This window comes from Thermus sp. LT1-2-5, from assembly GCF_040363165.1.
Lineage (GTDB): Bacteria > Deinococcota > Deinococci > Deinococcales > Thermaceae > Thermus.
Genome location: NZ_BSRG01000018.1, coordinates 19,313 through 34,869, shown reverse-complemented (window position 1 = coordinate 34,869; position 15,557 = coordinate 19,313). Strand labels below are relative to the sequence as shown.

General features: G+C 67.5%; 20 protein-coding genes and 1 pseudogene. 11 read left to right on the top strand and 10 right to left on the bottom strand.

Annotated features, from left to right (window positions below; translation table 11 throughout):
• From ABXG85_RS11685 to ABXG85_RS11670, 4 genes and pseudogenes are all read left to right on the top strand, one after another.
• Positions 1-123 (top strand): annotated as a pseudogene (locus tag ABXG85_RS11685) (IS630-like element ISTth6 family transposase); the annotation flags it as partial.
• Positions 124-394: 271 nt separating this feature from the next.
• On the top strand, positions 395-1,312 hold the full coding sequence (locus ABXG85_RS11680) for a transposase (RefSeq protein ID WP_353513803.1): 918 nt from the start codon (positions 395-397) through the stop codon (positions 1,310-1,312).
• A gap of 34 nt (positions 1,313-1,346) precedes the next feature.
• Positions 1,347-1,985 carry a histidine phosphatase family protein gene (locus tag ABXG85_RS11675; protein ID WP_353513802.1) on the top strand — a complete coding sequence of 213 codons (639 nt, stop codon included), beginning with the start codon at positions 1,347-1,349 and terminating at the stop codon, positions 1,983-1,985.
• 33 nt (positions 1,986-2,018) lie between these two features.
• On the top strand, positions 2,019-2,873 hold the full coding sequence (locus ABXG85_RS11670; RefSeq protein WP_353513801.1) for a GNAT family N-acetyltransferase: 855 nt from the start codon (positions 2,019-2,021) through the stop codon (positions 2,871-2,873).
• Here the strand turns inward: ABXG85_RS11670 and ABXG85_RS11665 are convergent.
• On the bottom strand, positions 2,843-3,727 hold the full coding sequence (locus ABXG85_RS11665) for a histone deacetylase family protein (RefSeq protein WP_353513800.1): 885 nt from the start codon (positions 3,725-3,727) through the stop codon (positions 2,843-2,845). The two genes, ABXG85_RS11670 and ABXG85_RS11665, sit on opposite strands and share 31 nt — an antisense overlap.
• 28 nt (positions 3,728-3,755) lie before the next feature.
• Here ABXG85_RS11665 and ABXG85_RS11660 point away from each other — a divergent pair, with 28 nt between their 5' ends.
• The gene (locus ABXG85_RS11660; protein ID WP_353513799.1) at positions 3,756-4,385 is read left to right on the top strand and encodes a metallophosphoesterase; all 630 of its coding nucleotides are present in this window, start codon (positions 3,756-3,758) and stop codon (positions 4,383-4,385) included.
• Here the strand turns inward: ABXG85_RS11660 and ABXG85_RS11655 are convergent.
• Both ABXG85_RS11655 and ABXG85_RS11650 read right to left on the bottom strand, forming a co-directional pair.
• Positions 4,382-4,891 (bottom strand): ubiquitin-like small modifier protein 1, encoded by a 510-nt coding sequence (locus tag ABXG85_RS11655; RefSeq protein ID WP_353513798.1) that lies wholly within the window; start codon positions 4,889-4,891, stop codon positions 4,382-4,384. The two genes, ABXG85_RS11660 and ABXG85_RS11655, sit on opposite strands and share 4 nt — an antisense overlap.
• 52 nt (positions 4,892-4,943) lie before the next feature.
• Positions 4,944-6,770: an aldehyde ferredoxin oxidoreductase family protein gene (locus ABXG85_RS11650; RefSeq protein ID WP_353513797.1), complete on the bottom strand. Its 1,827-nt coding sequence runs from the start codon at positions 6,768-6,770 to the stop codon at positions 4,944-4,946.
• Between the two features lie 131 nt (positions 6,771-6,901).
• On the opposite strand from ABXG85_RS11650, the gene ABXG85_RS11645 reads away from it, so the two are divergent.
• The gene (locus tag ABXG85_RS11645) at positions 6,902-7,810 is read left to right on the top strand and encodes a carbohydrate kinase family protein (protein WP_353513796.1); all 909 of its coding nucleotides are present in this window, start codon (positions 6,902-6,904) and stop codon (positions 7,808-7,810) included.
• On the opposite strand, the gene ABXG85_RS11640 is transcribed toward ABXG85_RS11645, so the two are convergent.
• Positions 7,799-8,758 (bottom strand): quinone oxidoreductase family protein, encoded by a 960-nt coding sequence (locus ABXG85_RS11640; protein WP_353513795.1) that lies wholly within the window; start codon positions 8,756-8,758, stop codon positions 7,799-7,801. The two genes, ABXG85_RS11645 and ABXG85_RS11640, sit on opposite strands and share 12 nt — an antisense overlap.
• Positions 8,759-8,836: 78 nt before the next feature.
• On the opposite strand from ABXG85_RS11640, the gene ABXG85_RS11635 reads away from it, so the two are divergent.
• Genes ABXG85_RS11635 through ABXG85_RS11625 form a run of 3 tightly spaced genes read left to right on the top strand, consistent with a single transcriptional unit; the run spans position 8,837 to position 10,082 of the window.
• On the top strand, positions 8,837-9,262 hold the full coding sequence (locus ABXG85_RS11635) for a hypothetical protein (protein ID WP_353513794.1): 426 nt from the start codon (positions 8,837-8,839) through the stop codon (positions 9,260-9,262).
• Positions 9,259-9,810, top strand: coding sequence for a hypothetical protein (locus ABXG85_RS11630; protein WP_353513793.1), 552 nt, complete (start codon positions 9,259-9,261; stop codon positions 9,808-9,810). Before ABXG85_RS11635 ends, ABXG85_RS11630 begins: the two co-directional genes overlap by 4 nt.
• Positions 9,792-10,082 (top strand): winged helix-turn-helix domain-containing protein, encoded by a 291-nt coding sequence (locus tag ABXG85_RS11625; protein WP_353513792.1) that lies wholly within the window; start codon positions 9,792-9,794, stop codon positions 10,080-10,082. The genes ABXG85_RS11630 and ABXG85_RS11625 overlap by 19 nt, the downstream gene beginning before the upstream one ends.
• Here ABXG85_RS11625 and ABXG85_RS11620 read toward each other — a convergent pair.
• Entirely contained in the window at positions 10,079-11,128 is a 1,050-nt protein-coding gene (locus ABXG85_RS11620) for an NADH:flavin oxidoreductase/NADH oxidase (RefSeq protein WP_353513791.1), read from the bottom strand. The two genes, ABXG85_RS11625 and ABXG85_RS11620, sit on opposite strands and share 4 nt — an antisense overlap.
• A gap of 38 nt (positions 11,129-11,166) precedes the next feature.
• On the opposite strand from ABXG85_RS11620, the gene ABXG85_RS11615 reads away from it, so the two are divergent.
• A complete protein-coding gene (locus tag ABXG85_RS11615) occupies positions 11,167-11,832 on the top strand; it encodes a hypothetical protein (protein WP_353513790.1) in 666 nt (221 codons plus the stop codon).
• Here the strand turns inward: ABXG85_RS11615 and ABXG85_RS11610 are convergent.
• Complete coding sequence (locus tag ABXG85_RS11610) at positions 11,829-12,296, bottom strand: NUDIX hydrolase (protein WP_353513789.1); 468 nt, start codon at positions 12,294-12,296, stop codon at positions 11,829-11,831. The genes ABXG85_RS11615 and ABXG85_RS11610 overlap by 4 nt on opposite strands.
• On the bottom strand, positions 12,296-13,360 hold the full coding sequence (gene prfA / locus ABXG85_RS11605; RefSeq protein WP_353513788.1) for a peptide chain release factor 1: 1,065 nt from the start codon (positions 13,358-13,360) through the stop codon (positions 12,296-12,298). The genes ABXG85_RS11610 and prfA overlap by 1 nt, the downstream gene beginning before the upstream one ends.
• 65 nt (positions 13,361-13,425) lie before the next feature.
• On the opposite strand from prfA, the gene ABXG85_RS11600 reads away from it, so the two are divergent.
• The gene (locus tag ABXG85_RS11600) at positions 13,426-14,220 is read left to right on the top strand and encodes a ZIP family metal transporter (RefSeq protein ID WP_353513787.1); all 795 of its coding nucleotides are present in this window, start codon (positions 13,426-13,428) and stop codon (positions 14,218-14,220) included.
• Here the strand turns inward: ABXG85_RS11600 and ABXG85_RS11595 are convergent.
• From ABXG85_RS11595 to ABXG85_RS11585, 3 genes are read right to left on the bottom strand one after another with little or no spacing between them, the layout of a single operon-like run.
• Positions 14,217-14,543 carry a dolichyl-phosphate-mannose-protein mannosyltransferase gene (locus tag ABXG85_RS11595; protein ID WP_353513786.1) on the bottom strand — a complete coding sequence of 109 codons (327 nt, stop codon included), beginning with the start codon at positions 14,541-14,543 and terminating at the stop codon, positions 14,217-14,219. The genes ABXG85_RS11600 and ABXG85_RS11595 overlap by 4 nt on opposite strands.
• Positions 14,544-14,552: 9 nt before the next feature.
• Positions 14,553-15,089, bottom strand: a complete 537-nt coding sequence (locus ABXG85_RS11590; protein WP_486401651.1) for an SCO family protein — start codon at positions 15,087-15,089, stop codon at positions 14,553-14,555.
• 41 nt (positions 15,090-15,130) lie between these two features.
• Complete coding sequence (locus ABXG85_RS11585) at positions 15,131-15,547, bottom strand: copper chaperone PCu(A)C (RefSeq protein ID WP_353513784.1); 417 nt, start codon at positions 15,545-15,547, stop codon at positions 15,131-15,133.
• Positions 15,548-15,557 lie beyond the last annotated feature (10 nt).

Genomic DNA, 15,557 nt, shown 5'->3' with positions numbered 1-15,557 from the left:
GTGAAGGGGTATTTGATGCCGAGGCGGCACTACGGGAGCGTGGAGGAGCTTAAAGAGGCTGTGGTGCAGGCCCTAAGGGCCCTCGGGGGTGTGGAGTTGAAAATCTTGGGGGAGGGCACTTAGGTGCTCGGTTTGCGGCATGCCGCATACGCTAGCTATGCAGGTGAACCGGTATAAGCGGCACTGCCCCTATGTAGCCTTTGGTCGGTGTCCCTATGACCCTCGCCGTGGTATCTACCGCATGAGGCGGTAGGATGGGTTTGGGCGTGAGGCCGTCTCGTATTCTGGCCCGTGTGGCCGTGTCCTAGACTGGTCTAGGCTCCCGGCGGTTGTGTGGTTGGCCCGTTGTGGCCGGTTATAAGAGTGCCGGGGGCCTGCCCGTTTGGGGGGTCATGTGGTTTTTGTCGGCGTGGACGTATCCGCTAGGTGGTTGGATGTTGCTCGTGGTTCTGAGGTGCGGCGTTTTGCTAACCCGGGCGGTATCCCTGATGTGGTGGCGTGGCTGCCTCCAGGCTCCGTTGTGGGCGTGGAGGCTACAGGTAGCTACCATAAGCCTGTTGCCTATGCCTTGCATCAGGCGGGCCATTTGGTCTATGTCCTCAACCCTCTTGCGGTTGCCGCATATGCCCGTTCTATGCTCCGGCGTGCAAAGACGGACCGGGCGGATGCTCGCCTAATAGCCCGCTACGTGTCTGAGCGGTACCATGAGCTTCTGCCGTATGAACCTACTCCTGAAGCGCTTGTGTTGCTAGGGTTGTTGGTTCGTTTGGCGGATGCCATACGTTCTGACCGGGTTGGGGTGTTGAACCGCCTCCATGCCTGGCAGTATGTTGCGCCGGGCCTAGGTGAGCTGTTGGGTGGTGTGGCTTCGGAATTGGGGGGGTTGCGGCATGCGGTGGAAGGTCGGGCTCGGTTGGTGGTGCAGTCTGACCCGTTGCTTGCGGGGTGGTATGTGGCCCTCCAGTCGTTGCCTGGTATAGGGTCGGGTCTGGCGCTTCGGATTTTGGCGTATTCTGGCGATATGAGGCGGTTTCGGTCTGCTCGGGCCTATGCGGCGTTTACGGGTTTGACGCCTCGGGTCTATCAATCGGGTGAGCGTCCTGAGGTGGGGCGCATCTCGAGGGTTGGTCCTCCTGCCCTCCGGGCCGCTTTCTGGTGGGCGGCGGTCCAGGCCTCGAGGTCTGACCCTGAGCGCCGTGCCTGGGTGGAGGGGTTGTTGGCTCGGGGAAAGCCGAAAAAGGTGGCTATAACGGCTCTAGCAAATCGGCTAGCCCGTGCGGCCTGGGCCGTTTGTGTCGGTGAAGGTCGGTAGGGGGCTTGACAAACGGCTTATGTGGTCTAGGACCATGGGCCTCCTCGCCCACTTCCTGCAAGGCCCCCACCCCAAGACCACCCTCCTCCTCACCCGGGCCGGGCCGGTGGAAAACCCCCACCACCTCCTTTACAGCCACCCGGGCCTTCCCCTCTCCGGGGAGGGGAAGCGGGCCCTCTTGGCCCTGGTTCCCCTCCTGCGGCGCTTTCCCGTAGCCCACGTCTACGCCGCCGACAGCTTGGCGGAAAGCGAGGCCGCCGCCCTGCTGGCCCAGGCCCTGGGGGTGGGCCACACCCTTCTCCCCGAGCTTCGGGAGCGGAGCTGGGGGGCCTGGGAAGGGAAAAGCTTCGCCCAGGTGGAGGCCCTCTACCCCGAAGCGGTCAGGGCCTGGATGGCGGACGAGGCGGGCTTCGCCCCGCCCTTGGGGGAAAGCGTGCGGGAGGCGTGGGCAAGGGGCCGGGAGGCGGTGCGGGCCCTTTTGGCACGGCACCGGGGCCAGGCCTTCCTGGTGGTGGGCAACTGCACCCTCAACCGCGCCGCCTTGAGCCTGGCCCTACCCCTTCCTCCGGAGGAGGGCTTACGGCTAGAGCAGGACTACGCCCGGCTTTCCGTGGTGGACTTTTACGGGGGGGAAGGGGTGGTGAAGGCCCTCAACCTGGACCCTTGTCCCTAGCGGCCCTAGGGGCCTTGGGAGTAGACTTAGGGCATGATCCGGCCCGTGGCCCGCAAGGACCTTCCGGGGCTTCTAAAGCTCCTCCGCCACATGGACGAAAGCCCGCAAAGGGGGGTCCTGGCCCCGGAGGCGCGGGACCTGGAGGGCCTGGCCGAGGAACTGGAAGACGGCCTCGTCCTCCTCCGGGAGGGGGAGGTGGCGGGGTACGTGGGGCTCTACCCCTTCTGGGACGGGGCCGCCCTGGAAGGGCCTTTGGCCTACCGGGAAGAGGACCTCGCCCCCCTGCTGGAAGCGGCGGAAAAGCGGGCCAAGGAACTTGGGGTGGAAAGGCTTTACGCCTTTCCCCGGGAGGAAAACCAAGGGGTGCGCCGGGCCTTGCAGGAGGCGGGGTACGACCTCCTCCACCTCACCTACTTCTTCGTGAAAAACCCCGAGGGCCTGGACTTCCCACCCCCCGAGGGGGTGCGGATCCGGGAGGGCTTCCCCGGGCCCGAGGTCTACCGGGAGCTTTACCGGGAAAGCGAGGAAGGCTGGGCCTTGCGCCTCAAGTGGACGGACGAGGAGCTCCTGGAGCACTTCGCCGACCCCGCCGTTCACCTCCTGGTGGCCTACCAAGGGGAAAGGCCGGTGGGCCTGGCCGAGGTGGAGCTGGAGGACAAGGAGGCCAGCGTGGCCTACATCGGCGTGGTGCCTGAGGCCCGGGGGAAGGGCATCGGCCGCGCCCTCCTGGCGGAGGCGGCCAGGCTCGCCCGAAAGAAGGGGGCGAAGCTCCTCCGGGTGCGGGCCCACGACCACGAAAAAGGGGCCTTGGAGCTGTACCGGAACCTGGGCTTTAGCCTGGAAGAGGCCGTGGCCACCTACGCCAAGGAGCTTAGGGCCAGGCGGTAGGTCAGGGCGTGGGCGGCCACGGTGAGGGCGGGGTCCCGGTTGTACCCCCCGCCCATGACCACCACCAATGGCACGCCCAGCCGCTTGACGAAGCGAAAGACCAAAAGGTCCCGCCGCCTCACCCCTTCCGGGCTCAAGGCTAGGCGGCCAAAGCGGTCCCCCTTCAAGACGTCCACCCCGGCGTTGTAGAAGACCAGGTGGGGGCGGAAATCCTGGGCCACGGCCAAGGCGGCCTCGAGGGCCTCCAGGTAGGCCTCGTCCCCCACCCCGTCGGGTAGGCCCACGTCCAGGTCGCCCCGCTCCTTCCTCAGGGGGTAGTTCCGCTCCCCGTGCAGGGAGAGGGTGAAGACCGTGGGGTCGTTTTGGAAAAAGAAGGCGGTGCCGTTGCCCTGGTGGGCGTCCAGGTCCACCACCAAGACCCTGCCCGCAAAACCCCGCTTGGCCCGCAGCCAGTGGATGGCCACGGCCACGTCGTTGAAAAGGCTATACCCCTCGGCCCGGCCGGGAAAGGCGTGGTGGGTCCCCCCGGCCAGGTTGAGCCCCAGGCCCAGTTCCAAGGCGTCCTCCGCCGCAAGGAGCGTCCCCCCGGCGGCGTGGAGGGCCCGCTTCAGGAGCCCCTGGCTGAAAGGAAGCCCTAAGCGCAAGGACTCCTCCCGGCTAAGCCCCTCTGTGAAAAGCTTGGCCAAATAGCTCCCTTCGTGGGCCAGATAAAGCGCCTCCCGCGGGACCTCCGGGGCGGGAAGGATGGGCAGGAGGCCCTTTAGCGCCTCCGCCACCCCCGGGTACTTGTAGAGGGGAAAGGGGTGCCCCTCGGGCAGGGCGAAGGAAAGGTGCGCCGTGGTGTAGGCCCGCACGCCCTTATCCTGGCGCCTTTTTGCCAGAATGAAAAGGAGCGTGCGCCTCCTTCTCCTCGCCGACCAGGTCCACCCCCACATCCACTCCCCCCGCTTCCCCAACAACCTTCCCCCCTTCGACCTGGTCCTGGCCGCGGGGGACTTGCCGGGGACCTACCTGGAGTACGTGGCCACCAAGGTGGCGGTGCCCGTGCTCTTCGTCCCCGGCAACCACGGGGAGGAGTGGGTATGGGAAGCGGAGGGGAAAAAGCGCCCCGGGGGCGTGGTGAACCTCCACGGACGGCTCTTTCGCCACGGGGGCCTTCTCTTCTACGGCATCGGCGGGGTGCCCCGCTACCGGGAAGGGGAAGGGCAGCTTGGGGAAACGGAGCTTTTCCGCCTGGCCCTAAAGCCCCTTTTTCTTCTGCCCAGGCGGCTTCTTAAAGGGCACGGGGTGGATGTCCTCCTCACCCACGCCCCGCCCCCGGGACCCACGGCGGGGGAGGACTTCGCCCACCGAGGGGCGGGGGCGTTCCTCCTCTTCCACCGCCTCTTCCGCCCCCGGCTCCACGTCCACGGCCACACCCCCCTCCTGGGGGCAAGCCCTTTGAGGGGCTACCGCACCCCCTTGGGGGTAGAGGTGGTCCACGCTCAGGGTTACGCCCTCCTTAGCCTCTAGCCCCCCCCGCGGCTTGCGGCGAAGGCGATGCGGTTAAACCAAGCCTCCGCCTCCTCCCCTTCCACCTCCACCCGAAGCTGGGGGACGCTGAGGCTTCCCACCCTTAAGGGCTCGGCCTCGGCGAAGCGGACCATGGCCCCGGGGAGGGCGTAGCGGCCTTCCTCCAACTTCTTCCCGCCCCAGGAGACCAGGTACTCCTCTAGAAGCCAAGGGGGGAGCGCCCCGAAGGTGGCCTCGAGGGCTCCCCCCGCCACAGGAGGAAACAGGTCCAAGGTAGCCTCCGGGGCCAAGGGGGTGGAAAGGCCCTCCAGGTACCGCACATCCCGCCCCTCCAAAAAGACCGAAACCCGCTCCGCCAAGGCCTCCCCTTCAAAGAGTTCCTCCTTGAGCTTGGGGTAGGCCTGGACCAGGTTCGCCAGCACCTCCCCCACGGTCCGCCCCTCCACCTCCAGGTGGCTCTTCCCGGTGAGGTCGCGAAAGGTGGCGTAAAGGTTCACCTTGGGCATAGGGACAGTTTAAACCCCGGCCCCCATGGGGGCCGGGGCCCTACCCGGAAGCCTAGTCGTCCGCCGCCTGGGAGAGGATGCCGAGCTCGGCCAGCTTGGCCGGGGGCACCACCCCCCGTTCCCAGCCCCGCTCCCGGTAGTACTCCTCCAGCATGAGGTCCAGCTCCGTGCGTTGCCCCTTGGAGCCAGCGCAGTCGGAAGGCTCCTCCAAGAAGCGCTTGGGCAGGTAGTCCGAGCCCTCGGCCCAGCCCGCCAGGTTGTTGTAGTAGCGCTCCAGGTTGTAGATGCGCTCGCCGATCCGAAGGATCTCCTCCGGGGACACGGGGCGGCCCCAGTAGGCGGCAAGCTGCTTGGCGTACTCCTCGGGCCCCTCGGCGAACTGGCTGAACTTGCACAGGTCCAAGGAGTCGGTAAAGGCGGAGAGGTCTTGGAAGAGCTTGGTGAGCTTGCCCTTGCCCTCCCAGGCCAGGGGGTCGGTCTTGTAGGGCACGCCCAGGATCTCCGAGGCGGGGGTGTAGGCCCTAAGGTGGCAGGCCCCGCGGTTGGAGGTGGCGTAGGCGATGCCCATGCCCTTGAGGCCCCGGGGATCGTAGGCGGGGATGGACTGGCCCTTCACCTCCAAGGAGATCTCCGGGTGGCCGATGGCCTTGGCGAAGCGGGCAGGGCCCTCCGCCAGCATATCCCCCACCCCTTGGCGGAGGGCGATGGCCTGCAGGATGCGGATCTCCCCCTCCTTATCCCCGAAGCGGATCCCGTCTTTGCCCTGGTAGTAACCCTTCTCCGTGGCCTCCATGAGCACGGCGATGGCGTTGCCAGCCTCGATGGTGTCCATGCCGTAGGCGTTGCAGAGGTAGATGGCGTAGCCGGTCCAGTCGGTGTCCGTGTGGCCCGAGTGCGCCCCCAAGGCCCAGGCGGACTCGTACTCGTAGGACTCAAAACGGATGGTCTTGCCATTGACGTGGACCTCCACCATCTTCTTGCAGGCCACGGGGCAGGCGTGGCAGGTGTTGTCCTTGATGAGGCGGTGCTCCCGGATGTACTCCCCGGAGATGGTCTGAACCCCCTCGATGCAGGTGTGCTGGGCGTTAAAGGTGGGCAAGGCCCCCATGACGTTGGTGATGTTCATGAGGACGTTGGTGCCGTAGAGGGAAAGCCCACCTTTCTTGGGGGCGGTGACGTTCTTGGGGTCGTTGATGGTGGCGGACGCCAACCGGTCCGCCTCCCGCCACAGCTCGGGGTCCTTGGGCTGGGGCATGTGGTCCTGCTTCCCCACCACCACGATGGCCTTGAGCCGTTTGCTCCCCGCCACCGCCCCGGTACCCCCGCGGCCCGCCGCCCGCTCGTCGTTGTTGATCCAGTTGGCGAAGCGCACCCGGTTCTCTCCGGCGGGGCCGATGGCCATCACGTCCGCCTCCTCCCCGTGCCGCTCGCGGAGGATCCGGTGGACCTCGTGGGTGGTCTTGCCCCAAAGGTCGGAAGCGTCATGGATGGAAACCTCCCCGTCCTTGACCAAGAGGTAGACGGGTTTGTCCGAGGCCCCCTGGATGAGGAGGCCGTCGAACCCGGCCCACTTCAGCTTGGCGGCGGTCCAACCCCCCATGTGGCTGTCGGTAACCGTGCCGGTGAGGGGGCTCTTGGTGACCACGGCGAGCCGCCCCGACATCTTGGCCCGGGTACCGGAAAGGGGGCCGTTCATGATGGCGAGGAGGTTTTCCGGACCCAAAGGGTCCACCTGGGGGCCGTTTTCAAACACGTACTTCACCCCAAGGCCCCGCCCCCCCACGTACATCTCCAGGTCCTTGGGGTCGGGGGCGAAGTACTCCACCTTACCGCTGGTGAGGTCGATACGGGCGATCCTGTGGGCATATCCTCCAAGCATCCTGCACCTCCTCTGGGCGGGATAAATCACAAAGGGCGCCATGAAGACCGCGCGGGGTTGCCCTGGTTTCGGGGTGGATTATACCACCTTTCCCTCAAAGAATGTGAAGCGCATCCGGGCATAATGGACCCATGCTGGCCCTGTGCGGCGAGGTCCTGGTGGACCTCATCCTGGAAGGGGAAGACCCCTTGCGCTTCACCGGGGTCCTGGGGGGTTCGGTGCTGAACACCGCCACCACCCTGGCCCGCCTGGGCTTCCCCGTGCGCTTCCTCTCCGAGGTGGGGGAGGACTGGCTTTCCGCCTGGAGCGAGGAGGAGATGGGGCGGCGGGGCTTGGAAACCCGGCTCATGCGCCACCCCGCCCCCATGCCCCTGGCCTTGGTGCGCCTGGACGAGGGAGGAAACGCCCTGTATAGCTTCCACCGCCCCTTCCAAGCGCCCTTCCGCCTCGAGTCAAGGGCCTTACAAGGGGCCAAGGCCTTCCACTTCGGCTCCCTTTTCGCCCTGGAGGCGCGCACGGCGGAAGGGGTCTTAGCCCTCCTGGCGGAGGCGGAGGGGGAAGGGGCCCTCCTCTCCTATGACCCCAACCTGCGCCACCCCCCCTCGGAGGAGGAACGGGGGCGCATCGGGGCCTACCTGGAACGGGTAGACCTCCTGAAGCTATCCCTGGAAGACGCCGCCCTCCTCTTCCCGGAAGGCCCCGTGGAGGCGGTGCGCAGGCTTCCCCCGCCCCTCAAGGTCCTCACCCTGGGGAAGGAGGGTGCCCTGGCCTTCCTGGGGGAAGAGGCGGTGCGGGTGGAGGCGGAGGCGGTGACGGTAGCGGACACCGTGGGGGCGGGGGATAGCTTCACGGCGGGGCTTCTTGCCCTCCTCCTGCGGAAAGGCTACACCAAGGCGAGCCTGCCGGGGCTAAGCCGGGAAGACCTGGAGGAAAGCCTAAAGGGGGCGGCGGCCCTGGCCGCCCTGGCCTGCAGCGTGCGGGGGGCTTACCTCCCGGAAGAGGGCCTAAAGGCCTGGAAGGCCCGTTTCCTAGGGGATTAGGAGGACCTTGCCCGTGGTCCTGCGCCCCTCCAGGGCCTCGTGGGCCTCCTTGGCCTTTTCCAGGGGAAACTCGGCCCCGATGAGGACCCTAAGCCACCCTTCCCGCACCGCCTGGAAGACCTCCCCCGCCCGCCAAAGGAGCTCCTTACGGCTCGCCGTGTAGTGGTGGAGGGTGGGGCGGGTGAGGAAGAGGCTGCCCTTGCGGTTCAGGATCTGAGGGTCTTGGGGAGGCACGGGCCCGGAGGACTGGCCGAAGAGGACCAGGTAGCCCCGGGGCCGCAGGGCCTCGAGGCTCCCCAAAAAGGTGGCCTGCCCCACCCCGTCGTAGACCACGTCCACCCCGCCCCCGGAAAGCGCCTTCACCGCCTCGGCGAAGCCCTCGTAGGGGAGGGCGTAGTCCGCCCCCAAGGAGCGGGCCAAGGCCCGCTTCTCCTCGGTGCTGGCCGTGGCGTAGACCGTGGCCCCCAGGCGCTTGGCCCACTGGACGAGCAGGGTGCCCACACCCCCTGCGGCGGCGTGCACCAGGACCTGGGTCCCGGGGCCCACGGGGTAGGTGCTCTTCAGGAGGTAGTGCACCGTCATCCCCTGGAGGAGGACCGCCGCCGCCAGCTTGGGGCTAAGCCCCTCGGGGATGGGGACCAGGCGCTCGGCGGGGACCAGCTGGTACTGGGCGTAGGCCCCTTGCACGTTGGCGAAGGCCACCCGGTCCCCGGGGCGCACCCCCAAAACCCCTTCCCCCACCCGCTCCACCACCCCCGCCCCCTCCTCCCCCAGGGTGAAGGGGAGGGGCATGGGGTAGAGGCCCCTCCGCTTGTAGGTGTCGATGTAGTTGACCCCGATGGCCTCCAAACGGACGAGAACCTCCCCTGGCCCCGGCTCGGGCGTGGGGAGCTCCTCCAGCCGAAGCACCTCCGGCCCGCCCACCTCGTGTACCCGGATCGCCCGCATGGGCCTAGTCTACCCAAACCCCCGCGCCCCTTGACGGGCCAATACTTTGCGCTACAAAGTATTTTGTAGGAGGAAACCGTGCGACAGGCGGTGCTGGCCTTAGCGCTACTGGCCCTAGGCGCCCCGGCCCTGGCGGGTTCCTTGGGCTACGGCTTCCTGGGCTACCAGGGCGGGTTCCAAGGAGGGGGCGGGGGCTTCGGCACCTTCCACGGCCTGGCCCTGGGCGGGGAGTCCTGGGGGGGGCCCGGGGGCAGGGGAGGCGCCTTGGTGGTGGGGCCTTGGCTTTCCCTGGGAGAGGGCTTTTACCTCCTGCCCGGCCTGGGCCTAGGGGGCGGGGAGGCGGGCCCACAGGGCGGGTTCCTCCTAGACCTGGGGGTGCGGGCCTTCCGCTTCCTGGGCTTGGAGGGCGGCTGGGCGGTGGGGCTTGGGGTGGGGTACGCCTACTCCCCCGCCTTCCCCGGGGGGTTCTACCTGAGGCTCCTTTTGGGAGGAGGGCGGCCATGAGGCGGGAAGAGGCGCGGCACCTCCTCGAGGTGGCCCGGGCCAGCGAACGGGAGGTGCGGCTCCGGGTCGCCCTCCTCGGGGGGTGGTACCTGGTCCTTTGGGGCGGGGTCTGGGCCCTGGGCTACCTCCTCCAGGCCCTGCACCCTGCCTGGGCCGGGCCCTTCTTCGCCCTCACCACCCCCCTCGCCACCCTCCTTACCTTCTACCTGGGGTTTAGGCAGAAGGAGGCGGTGCGAAGCGAAGGAGGCCTCCTCACCTTCGCCCTTTGGGGGCTCCTTACCCTCTTCTACCTCCTGCACTGGGCCTTCCTCCTCCCCCCGCGGGGCCTCGAGGGGCAAAGCTTCCTGGTGAGCCTGGTGGCCTTCGGCCTCGCCCTCACCGGGGCCCTCTGGAGGACGCGGGAGGTCCTTCTGGGAGGCTTGGGGCTTTTCCTCCTTGCCCTCCTCCTCCACCGCCTCTTCCCGGAGGGGTGGGCCTGGGGCATGGCCCTTGCGGGCCTTGGGGGCTTCCTCCTGGGGGTGCGGCTGGTATGGCGCTGGACCCCTTGATCCACCAGGAAACCCGGCTCCGCCTCATGGCCCTCCTGGCGGGCCTGGGCGAGGGGGCAGAGGTGGAGTTCTCCTGGCTGAAAAACGCCCTGGGGCTCACCGAGGGCAACCTGGCAAGCCACCTGCAGAAGCTGGAGGAGGCGGGGTATGTGGCGGTGCGGAAGGGCTTTGTGGGCCGCAGGCCCAAGACCTGGGTGAGGCTCACCCCCCAAGGGCGCGCCGCCTACCTGGCCCACCGGGAGGCCCTTTTGGCCCTCCTGCAAGGAGGCTAGAAGGCCCGCTGGTACTGGGGCGGCACCTCGGGCCTCTCCCCCAGGGCTTGCGCCGCCCACAAGGGGAAGTAGGGGTCGCGGAGGAGCACCCGCCCCAGGAGGACGAGGTCGGCGCTTCCCGCCTGGAGAAGGGTCTCCGCCTGCTCCGGGGTGGTGAGGAGGCCCACCGCCCCGGTGCGGAGCCCCACCCGCTTGCGCACCGCGTCGGCGAAGGGCACCTGGAAGCCCGGGGCTGCCGGGATCCTCACCCCCGGCACCACCCCCCCGCTGGAGCAGTCCAGGAGGTCCACCCCCAGGGCCTTAAGCCGCTCGGCGAAGGCCAGGGTGTCCTCCAGGCCCCAGCCCCCTTCCGCCCAGTCCGTGGCGGAAACCCGCACGAAGAGGGGCACCTCCGGGGGAAGGGCCTCCCGCACCGCCTGCGCCACCTCCAAGGGAAAGCGCATGCGGTTTTCCCGGCTTCCCCCGTAGGCGTCGGTGCGGCGGTTGGCCAGGGGGGAGAGGAAGGAGGAGAGGAGGTAGCCGTGGGCCATGTGGAGCTCCACTACCCGGAAGCCCGCCCGTAAAGCCCGCCTCGCCCCCGCCACGAAGGCCTCGAGGACCTGCGCCATGCCCGCTTCGTCCAGGGGCTCGGGCACGGGATACCCCTCGACAAAGGGGATGGGGCTTGGCCCCACCACCCGCCAGCCCAGGGGCTTCCCCCCTTCCCAGGGCCTCGCCACCCCCGCCTTGCGCCCGGCGTGGGCCAGCTGGATGCCGGGCACCGCCCCCGCCTCCTGGATGCGGCGGGCCAGCTCCCTTAGCCCTGGCAGGTGGGCCTCCGACCAGATCCCGAGATCGAAGGGGCTGATGCGCCCCTCGGGAAGGACGGCGGTGGCCTCCACGAGGACAAGCCCCACGCCCCCCAGGGCCCGGGTAGGGTAGTGGAGGAGGTGCCAGTCCGTGACCTCCCCCTCCTCCGTGGCCGAGTACTGGCACATGGGGGACATGGCAAGGCGGTTCTTGAGCCGCACGCCGCGCAGTTCTAAAGGGGTGAAGAGAAAGGCCATACATTCATTATGGCTTTCCTCTTGGGTAAAATCTTGTCATGGATCCCGGCCTCGAGGCCGCCTTCCGCTACGTGGAGCGCCTCCTTTTCGGGGACATGGAGCGCCCCGGCCTCACCATCTACGACCTGGAGCGCTTGGTGGGCTACCCCGCCCGGGGGGACGGGCCTTTAAGCTACACCCTTCCCCGCACCAAGAGCCTTTCCGGCGTCCAGGCGGTGCGCCTTTTCTATTACCCTAAAGACCCCAACCTCCAGCTCATCGTGGAAATAGAGGACCTGGAGGGGAAAAAGCACCTCCGCCATTTCCGCTGGAACGGCTTCACCTGGGAGGTGCCCGAGGGGAAGCGGGGCGACTTGAAGAGCACGGAGGAAACCCTGGGCCTGGTCCAGCTGGGGGAGGACTACTTCCTGGGTTTCCCCCGGGAAGAGGCCCGGGAGCTGGCCGAGGCGGTGCGCAAGGGGGAGGCCCTGGGGGCTAAGTACCTCCTCTGTCCTCGGTGCGGGGCCCGGGTCTTCTACGCCCCCTCGGTGCGCCCGACGGAGGTGGCCTGCCCCCGGTGCGGCAACGCCACCCTGCTTTTCAAGACCTTTGCCGGGGCCGAGGCGCCCAAAGACCCCCTGGAAGCCCTAGCCGAGGAACAAAGGGCCTTGCGGCGCACCCTGGAAGAGCTTTTAAGCTACCTGAAGCGGAAACTCGGCCCCTAAACCCTTACCCCCGGCTGGCCCCAGCCCGCATAGGCGTAAAAGCGGCCCCGCTCCCCCGAAAGGTAGTCCAGAAGGGGTTCCCGCAAGGGGCGTTGTTCAGCGAGCCGAGCCGCCACCTCCCCGGGGGTAAAGAAGCGGGCCTCCACGATGTGGCCGTCGGGGTCCTTGGGGTTCAAAAGCCCCTCGTAGGTGGCCTTGAAGGCCAGGGCTAAGGTGCGCTCGTTCTTGCGGCGGTCCTCCACCTGGATCACGTAGGCCAGGTGTTCCACCGCCTTGACGACAAGGCCCGTCTCCTCCCGCACCTCCCGCGCCAGGGCCTCCAACACCGTTTCCCCTGGCTCCACCGTGCCCCCGGGGAGGGTGTAGCGCACCTGGCCCCGGCGGCCCCAGTCGTTCCCCACCAGGAGGACCCGCCCTTGGCGGTCCAGGAGGATGGCCGCCACCACCAGGATCTCGCGGCGCATCACGCTTCCGTCATGGCCTCCAGCTGGCGCTCCTGATCGGCCCGCTTGAGGGCCTCCAAGAGGGGCTGGAGGTGGCCCGAAAGGACGCCCTCGAGGTCGTGGGTGGTGAAGCCGATGCGGTGGTCCGTGACCCGGGACTGGGGGAAGTTGTAGGTGCGAATCTTCTCCGAGCGCTCCCCAGTGCCGATCTGGGCCAGACGGGTTTGGCGGAGCTTTTCCGCCTCCTCCGCCCGCTTCATCTCCAGAAGGCGGCTACGGAGGATCATGAGAGCCTTCTCCCGGTTTTTGATCTGGCTGCGGGAGTCCTGGCAGGTGACCATGATCCCCGTGGGCAGGTGAACCACCCGCACCGCGGAGTCCGTGGTGTTCACCCCCTGCCCCCCTGGCCCCGAGGCCCGCATCACGTCGATGCGGATCTCGTCCATGTTGAGCTGGAAGTCCGCCTCCTCCGCCTTGGGCAAGACGGCCACGGTGGCGGTGGAGGTGTGGATCCGCCCCTGGGTTTCCGTGGCCGGGACCCGCTGCACCCGATGGACCCCGCTTTCGTACTTGAAGGTGCCATAGGCCCCCGGCCCCCGCACCTCGAAGACCACCTTGGAAAAGCCGCCCAGGTCCGTGGGGTTGGAGTCCAGGATCTCCGTCTCAAACCCCATCTCCTCGGCGAAGCGGAGGTACATCTCCAAGAGGTCGCGGGCGAAGAGGGCCGCCTCCTCCCCCCCGGTGCCGGCCCGGATCTCCACGATGGCGTCCCGCTCGTCCATGGGGTCCTTGGGCAAGAGGTGGCGCTCCAGCTCCCCTTCTAGCGCTTCCTTCCGGGCGAGAAGCCGTTCCTTTTCCGCTTTGGCCTCCTCCTTGAGGTCAGGGTCCTCCAGAAGGGGTTCCAGGCCCTCGAGGTCCTCCAGCACCTTGCGGTACTCCCGGATGAGGGCGATGATCTCTCCCATCTCTGCGTAGCGCCGGGAAAGGGCCTGGTAGCGCTTGGGGTCCTTGAGGACCTCGGGGTCGGCGAGGAGCGCTTCCAGCTCCCGGTACTCTTCTTCTAAGCGCGCAAGCTTATCCAGCATACCTTATCTCAGGATACCCCAAAGCGGGCTTGCCTCGGGGTTTAGGTTTGCCTAAAATCAAGGGCATGGACGCCTCACTTCTCCACGCTCTCCTGGGTGGTCTCTTCGCCTGGGGCCTCACCGCAGTGGGGGCAGCCAGCGTCTTCTTTGCCCGGGAACCAAGCCGCAAGCTCCTGGACGGCATGCTGGGGTTTGCCGCCGGGGTGATGCTGGCTGCCAGCGTCTTCTCCCTCCTCCTGCCCGGGATGGAAATAGCGGAGGCCCAGGGGCTAAATCCCCTGGTTCCGGCGGTAGCGGGCTTCCTCCTAGGGGGAGCGCTTTTCCGCCTGTTGGACCGCTTTCTACCCCATGCGCACCTCTTCCCCGGGGCCAAGGCGGAAGGCCTCCCCACCCATTGGCGGCGCACCACCCTCCTCATTCTGGCCATCACCCTGCACAACTTCCCTGAGGGGCTCGCCGTGGGGGTGGCCTTCGGGGCCGCTGGCCTGGACCCCACGGGGGCGGCCAGCTTGGGGGGGGCCATAGCCTTAGCCTTGGGCATCGGGCTCCATAACCTGCCTGAGGGCCTGGCGGTGGCCTGGCCCTTGCGGTGGGCAGGGGTGGGCGCGGGGCTTGCCTTCTTTTACGGCCAGCTTTCCGCCATCGTGGAGCCCCTGGGAGCGCTCCTGGGAGCGCTTTTGGTGGGGCAGATGACGGCCCTTCTTCCCTACCTCATGGCCCTAGCGGCGGGAGCCATGGTCTTCGTCATTGTGGAGGAAGTGATCCCGGAAAGCCAGGCGGAAGGAAACGGGGACGTGTCCACCTTCGGGGTCATGGTGGGCTTCGCCACCATGATGACCCTGGACGTGGCCTTGGGTTAGCCCCGGCCAAGGCGTTCCCGAAGGAGGCGGGCAGCCTCCTCCGCCTTGGCCTTGGCGGCTTCCGCCGCCTTTTTGGCAGTCTCAGCCAGGTCCTTCAGGCGGTCGGGAACCCCGTCTTGGTCCTGGTCCAGCTCCTTAAGCCGGGCCTGGGCCTCTTCCAGGGCCTTTTTGGCCTCCTCGAGGGCCCGCTCTACCACGTCGGGCCGGCCATCCTTGTCCTGGTCCAGCTTCTCCTTGAGCTCCCAAAGGCGCTTTTCCGCTTCCTCCGCCGCCCCCTTGACCACTTCCCGCGCTTTTTCCAGGAGTTCTTTTAGATCTGCCATTTGCTTATTTTACAACAAAGCCCGTAAGTCCGCCACCACCTTGTCCGTGGCCTCCACCTTCTCGGGGCTGAAGAGGAGGAGGAGCTTCCCCCCCCGCACCACGAAGGTGGTGGCGGTGTGGTCCACCAGGTACTCCCCCGGCCCCCGGTACTGGGTCTTCTGGTAGTAGACGCCAAAGGCCTGGGCCACCTCCCGGATGGCCGCTTCGCTTCCGGAAAGGCCCAGGAAGCTTGGGTGGAAGGCCTTGGCGTAGCGGTCCGCTACCTCAGGCGGGTCCCGCTCCGGGTCCACGCTGACGAAGACCACCTGCACCCGCGCCTGCTCCCCTGGGGAAAGCCTCTCGTAAGCCCGCTTCAGGGCCAAAAGGGTGGTGGGGCAGACATCGGGGCAGTGGACGTAGCCGAAGAAGAGGAGGACCACCTTGTCCCCCAGCTCCCTCAGGCGCACCGGACCGTCCGGGCCCTCCAGAAGGAAGTCCACCGGCTTGGGGCTCATGAGCCTCGTGCCGTAGAAGCTATGCCCCTTGGGCACAAGGAGGTAAGCCATCCCTGCCAGAAACACCGGAACGAGAAGAAGCCAAACCCGCTTCACCTTGCCTCCACGGGTAGCGCTACCTTAGACCGAAGGCCACCTTGAAACCTGAGCACCCATTCCACCTTTTCCTCCCACTTCATGGTCCGCTTGGGGTTGAAGCGCATGGGGTAGTACCCCCCAGGCTTCAGGAGGAGCCTCCCCTTGACTGGGACCTCCGCGAGGTCCACGGGCCGCGTCCCCATGACCCTTTTGCCTTCTCTTTCCTGTTGGCGGGTGCCGTGGAGCTCCATCCGCTCCATCCACGCCGCCCCCGCCCCCACCCAGCGCAAGGGGGTCCTCCCCTGATTTTCCAGGGTAAGGTGGGCGGCTGTGACGGCCAGGGTGGCCGGGTAACGGACCCAGCCCTCTCCCATCCGCACCTCCTGCGCCTGGGGCAAACGGGGAAGAAAGGCCGCCATCCCGCGCCGCATGACCTCAGGA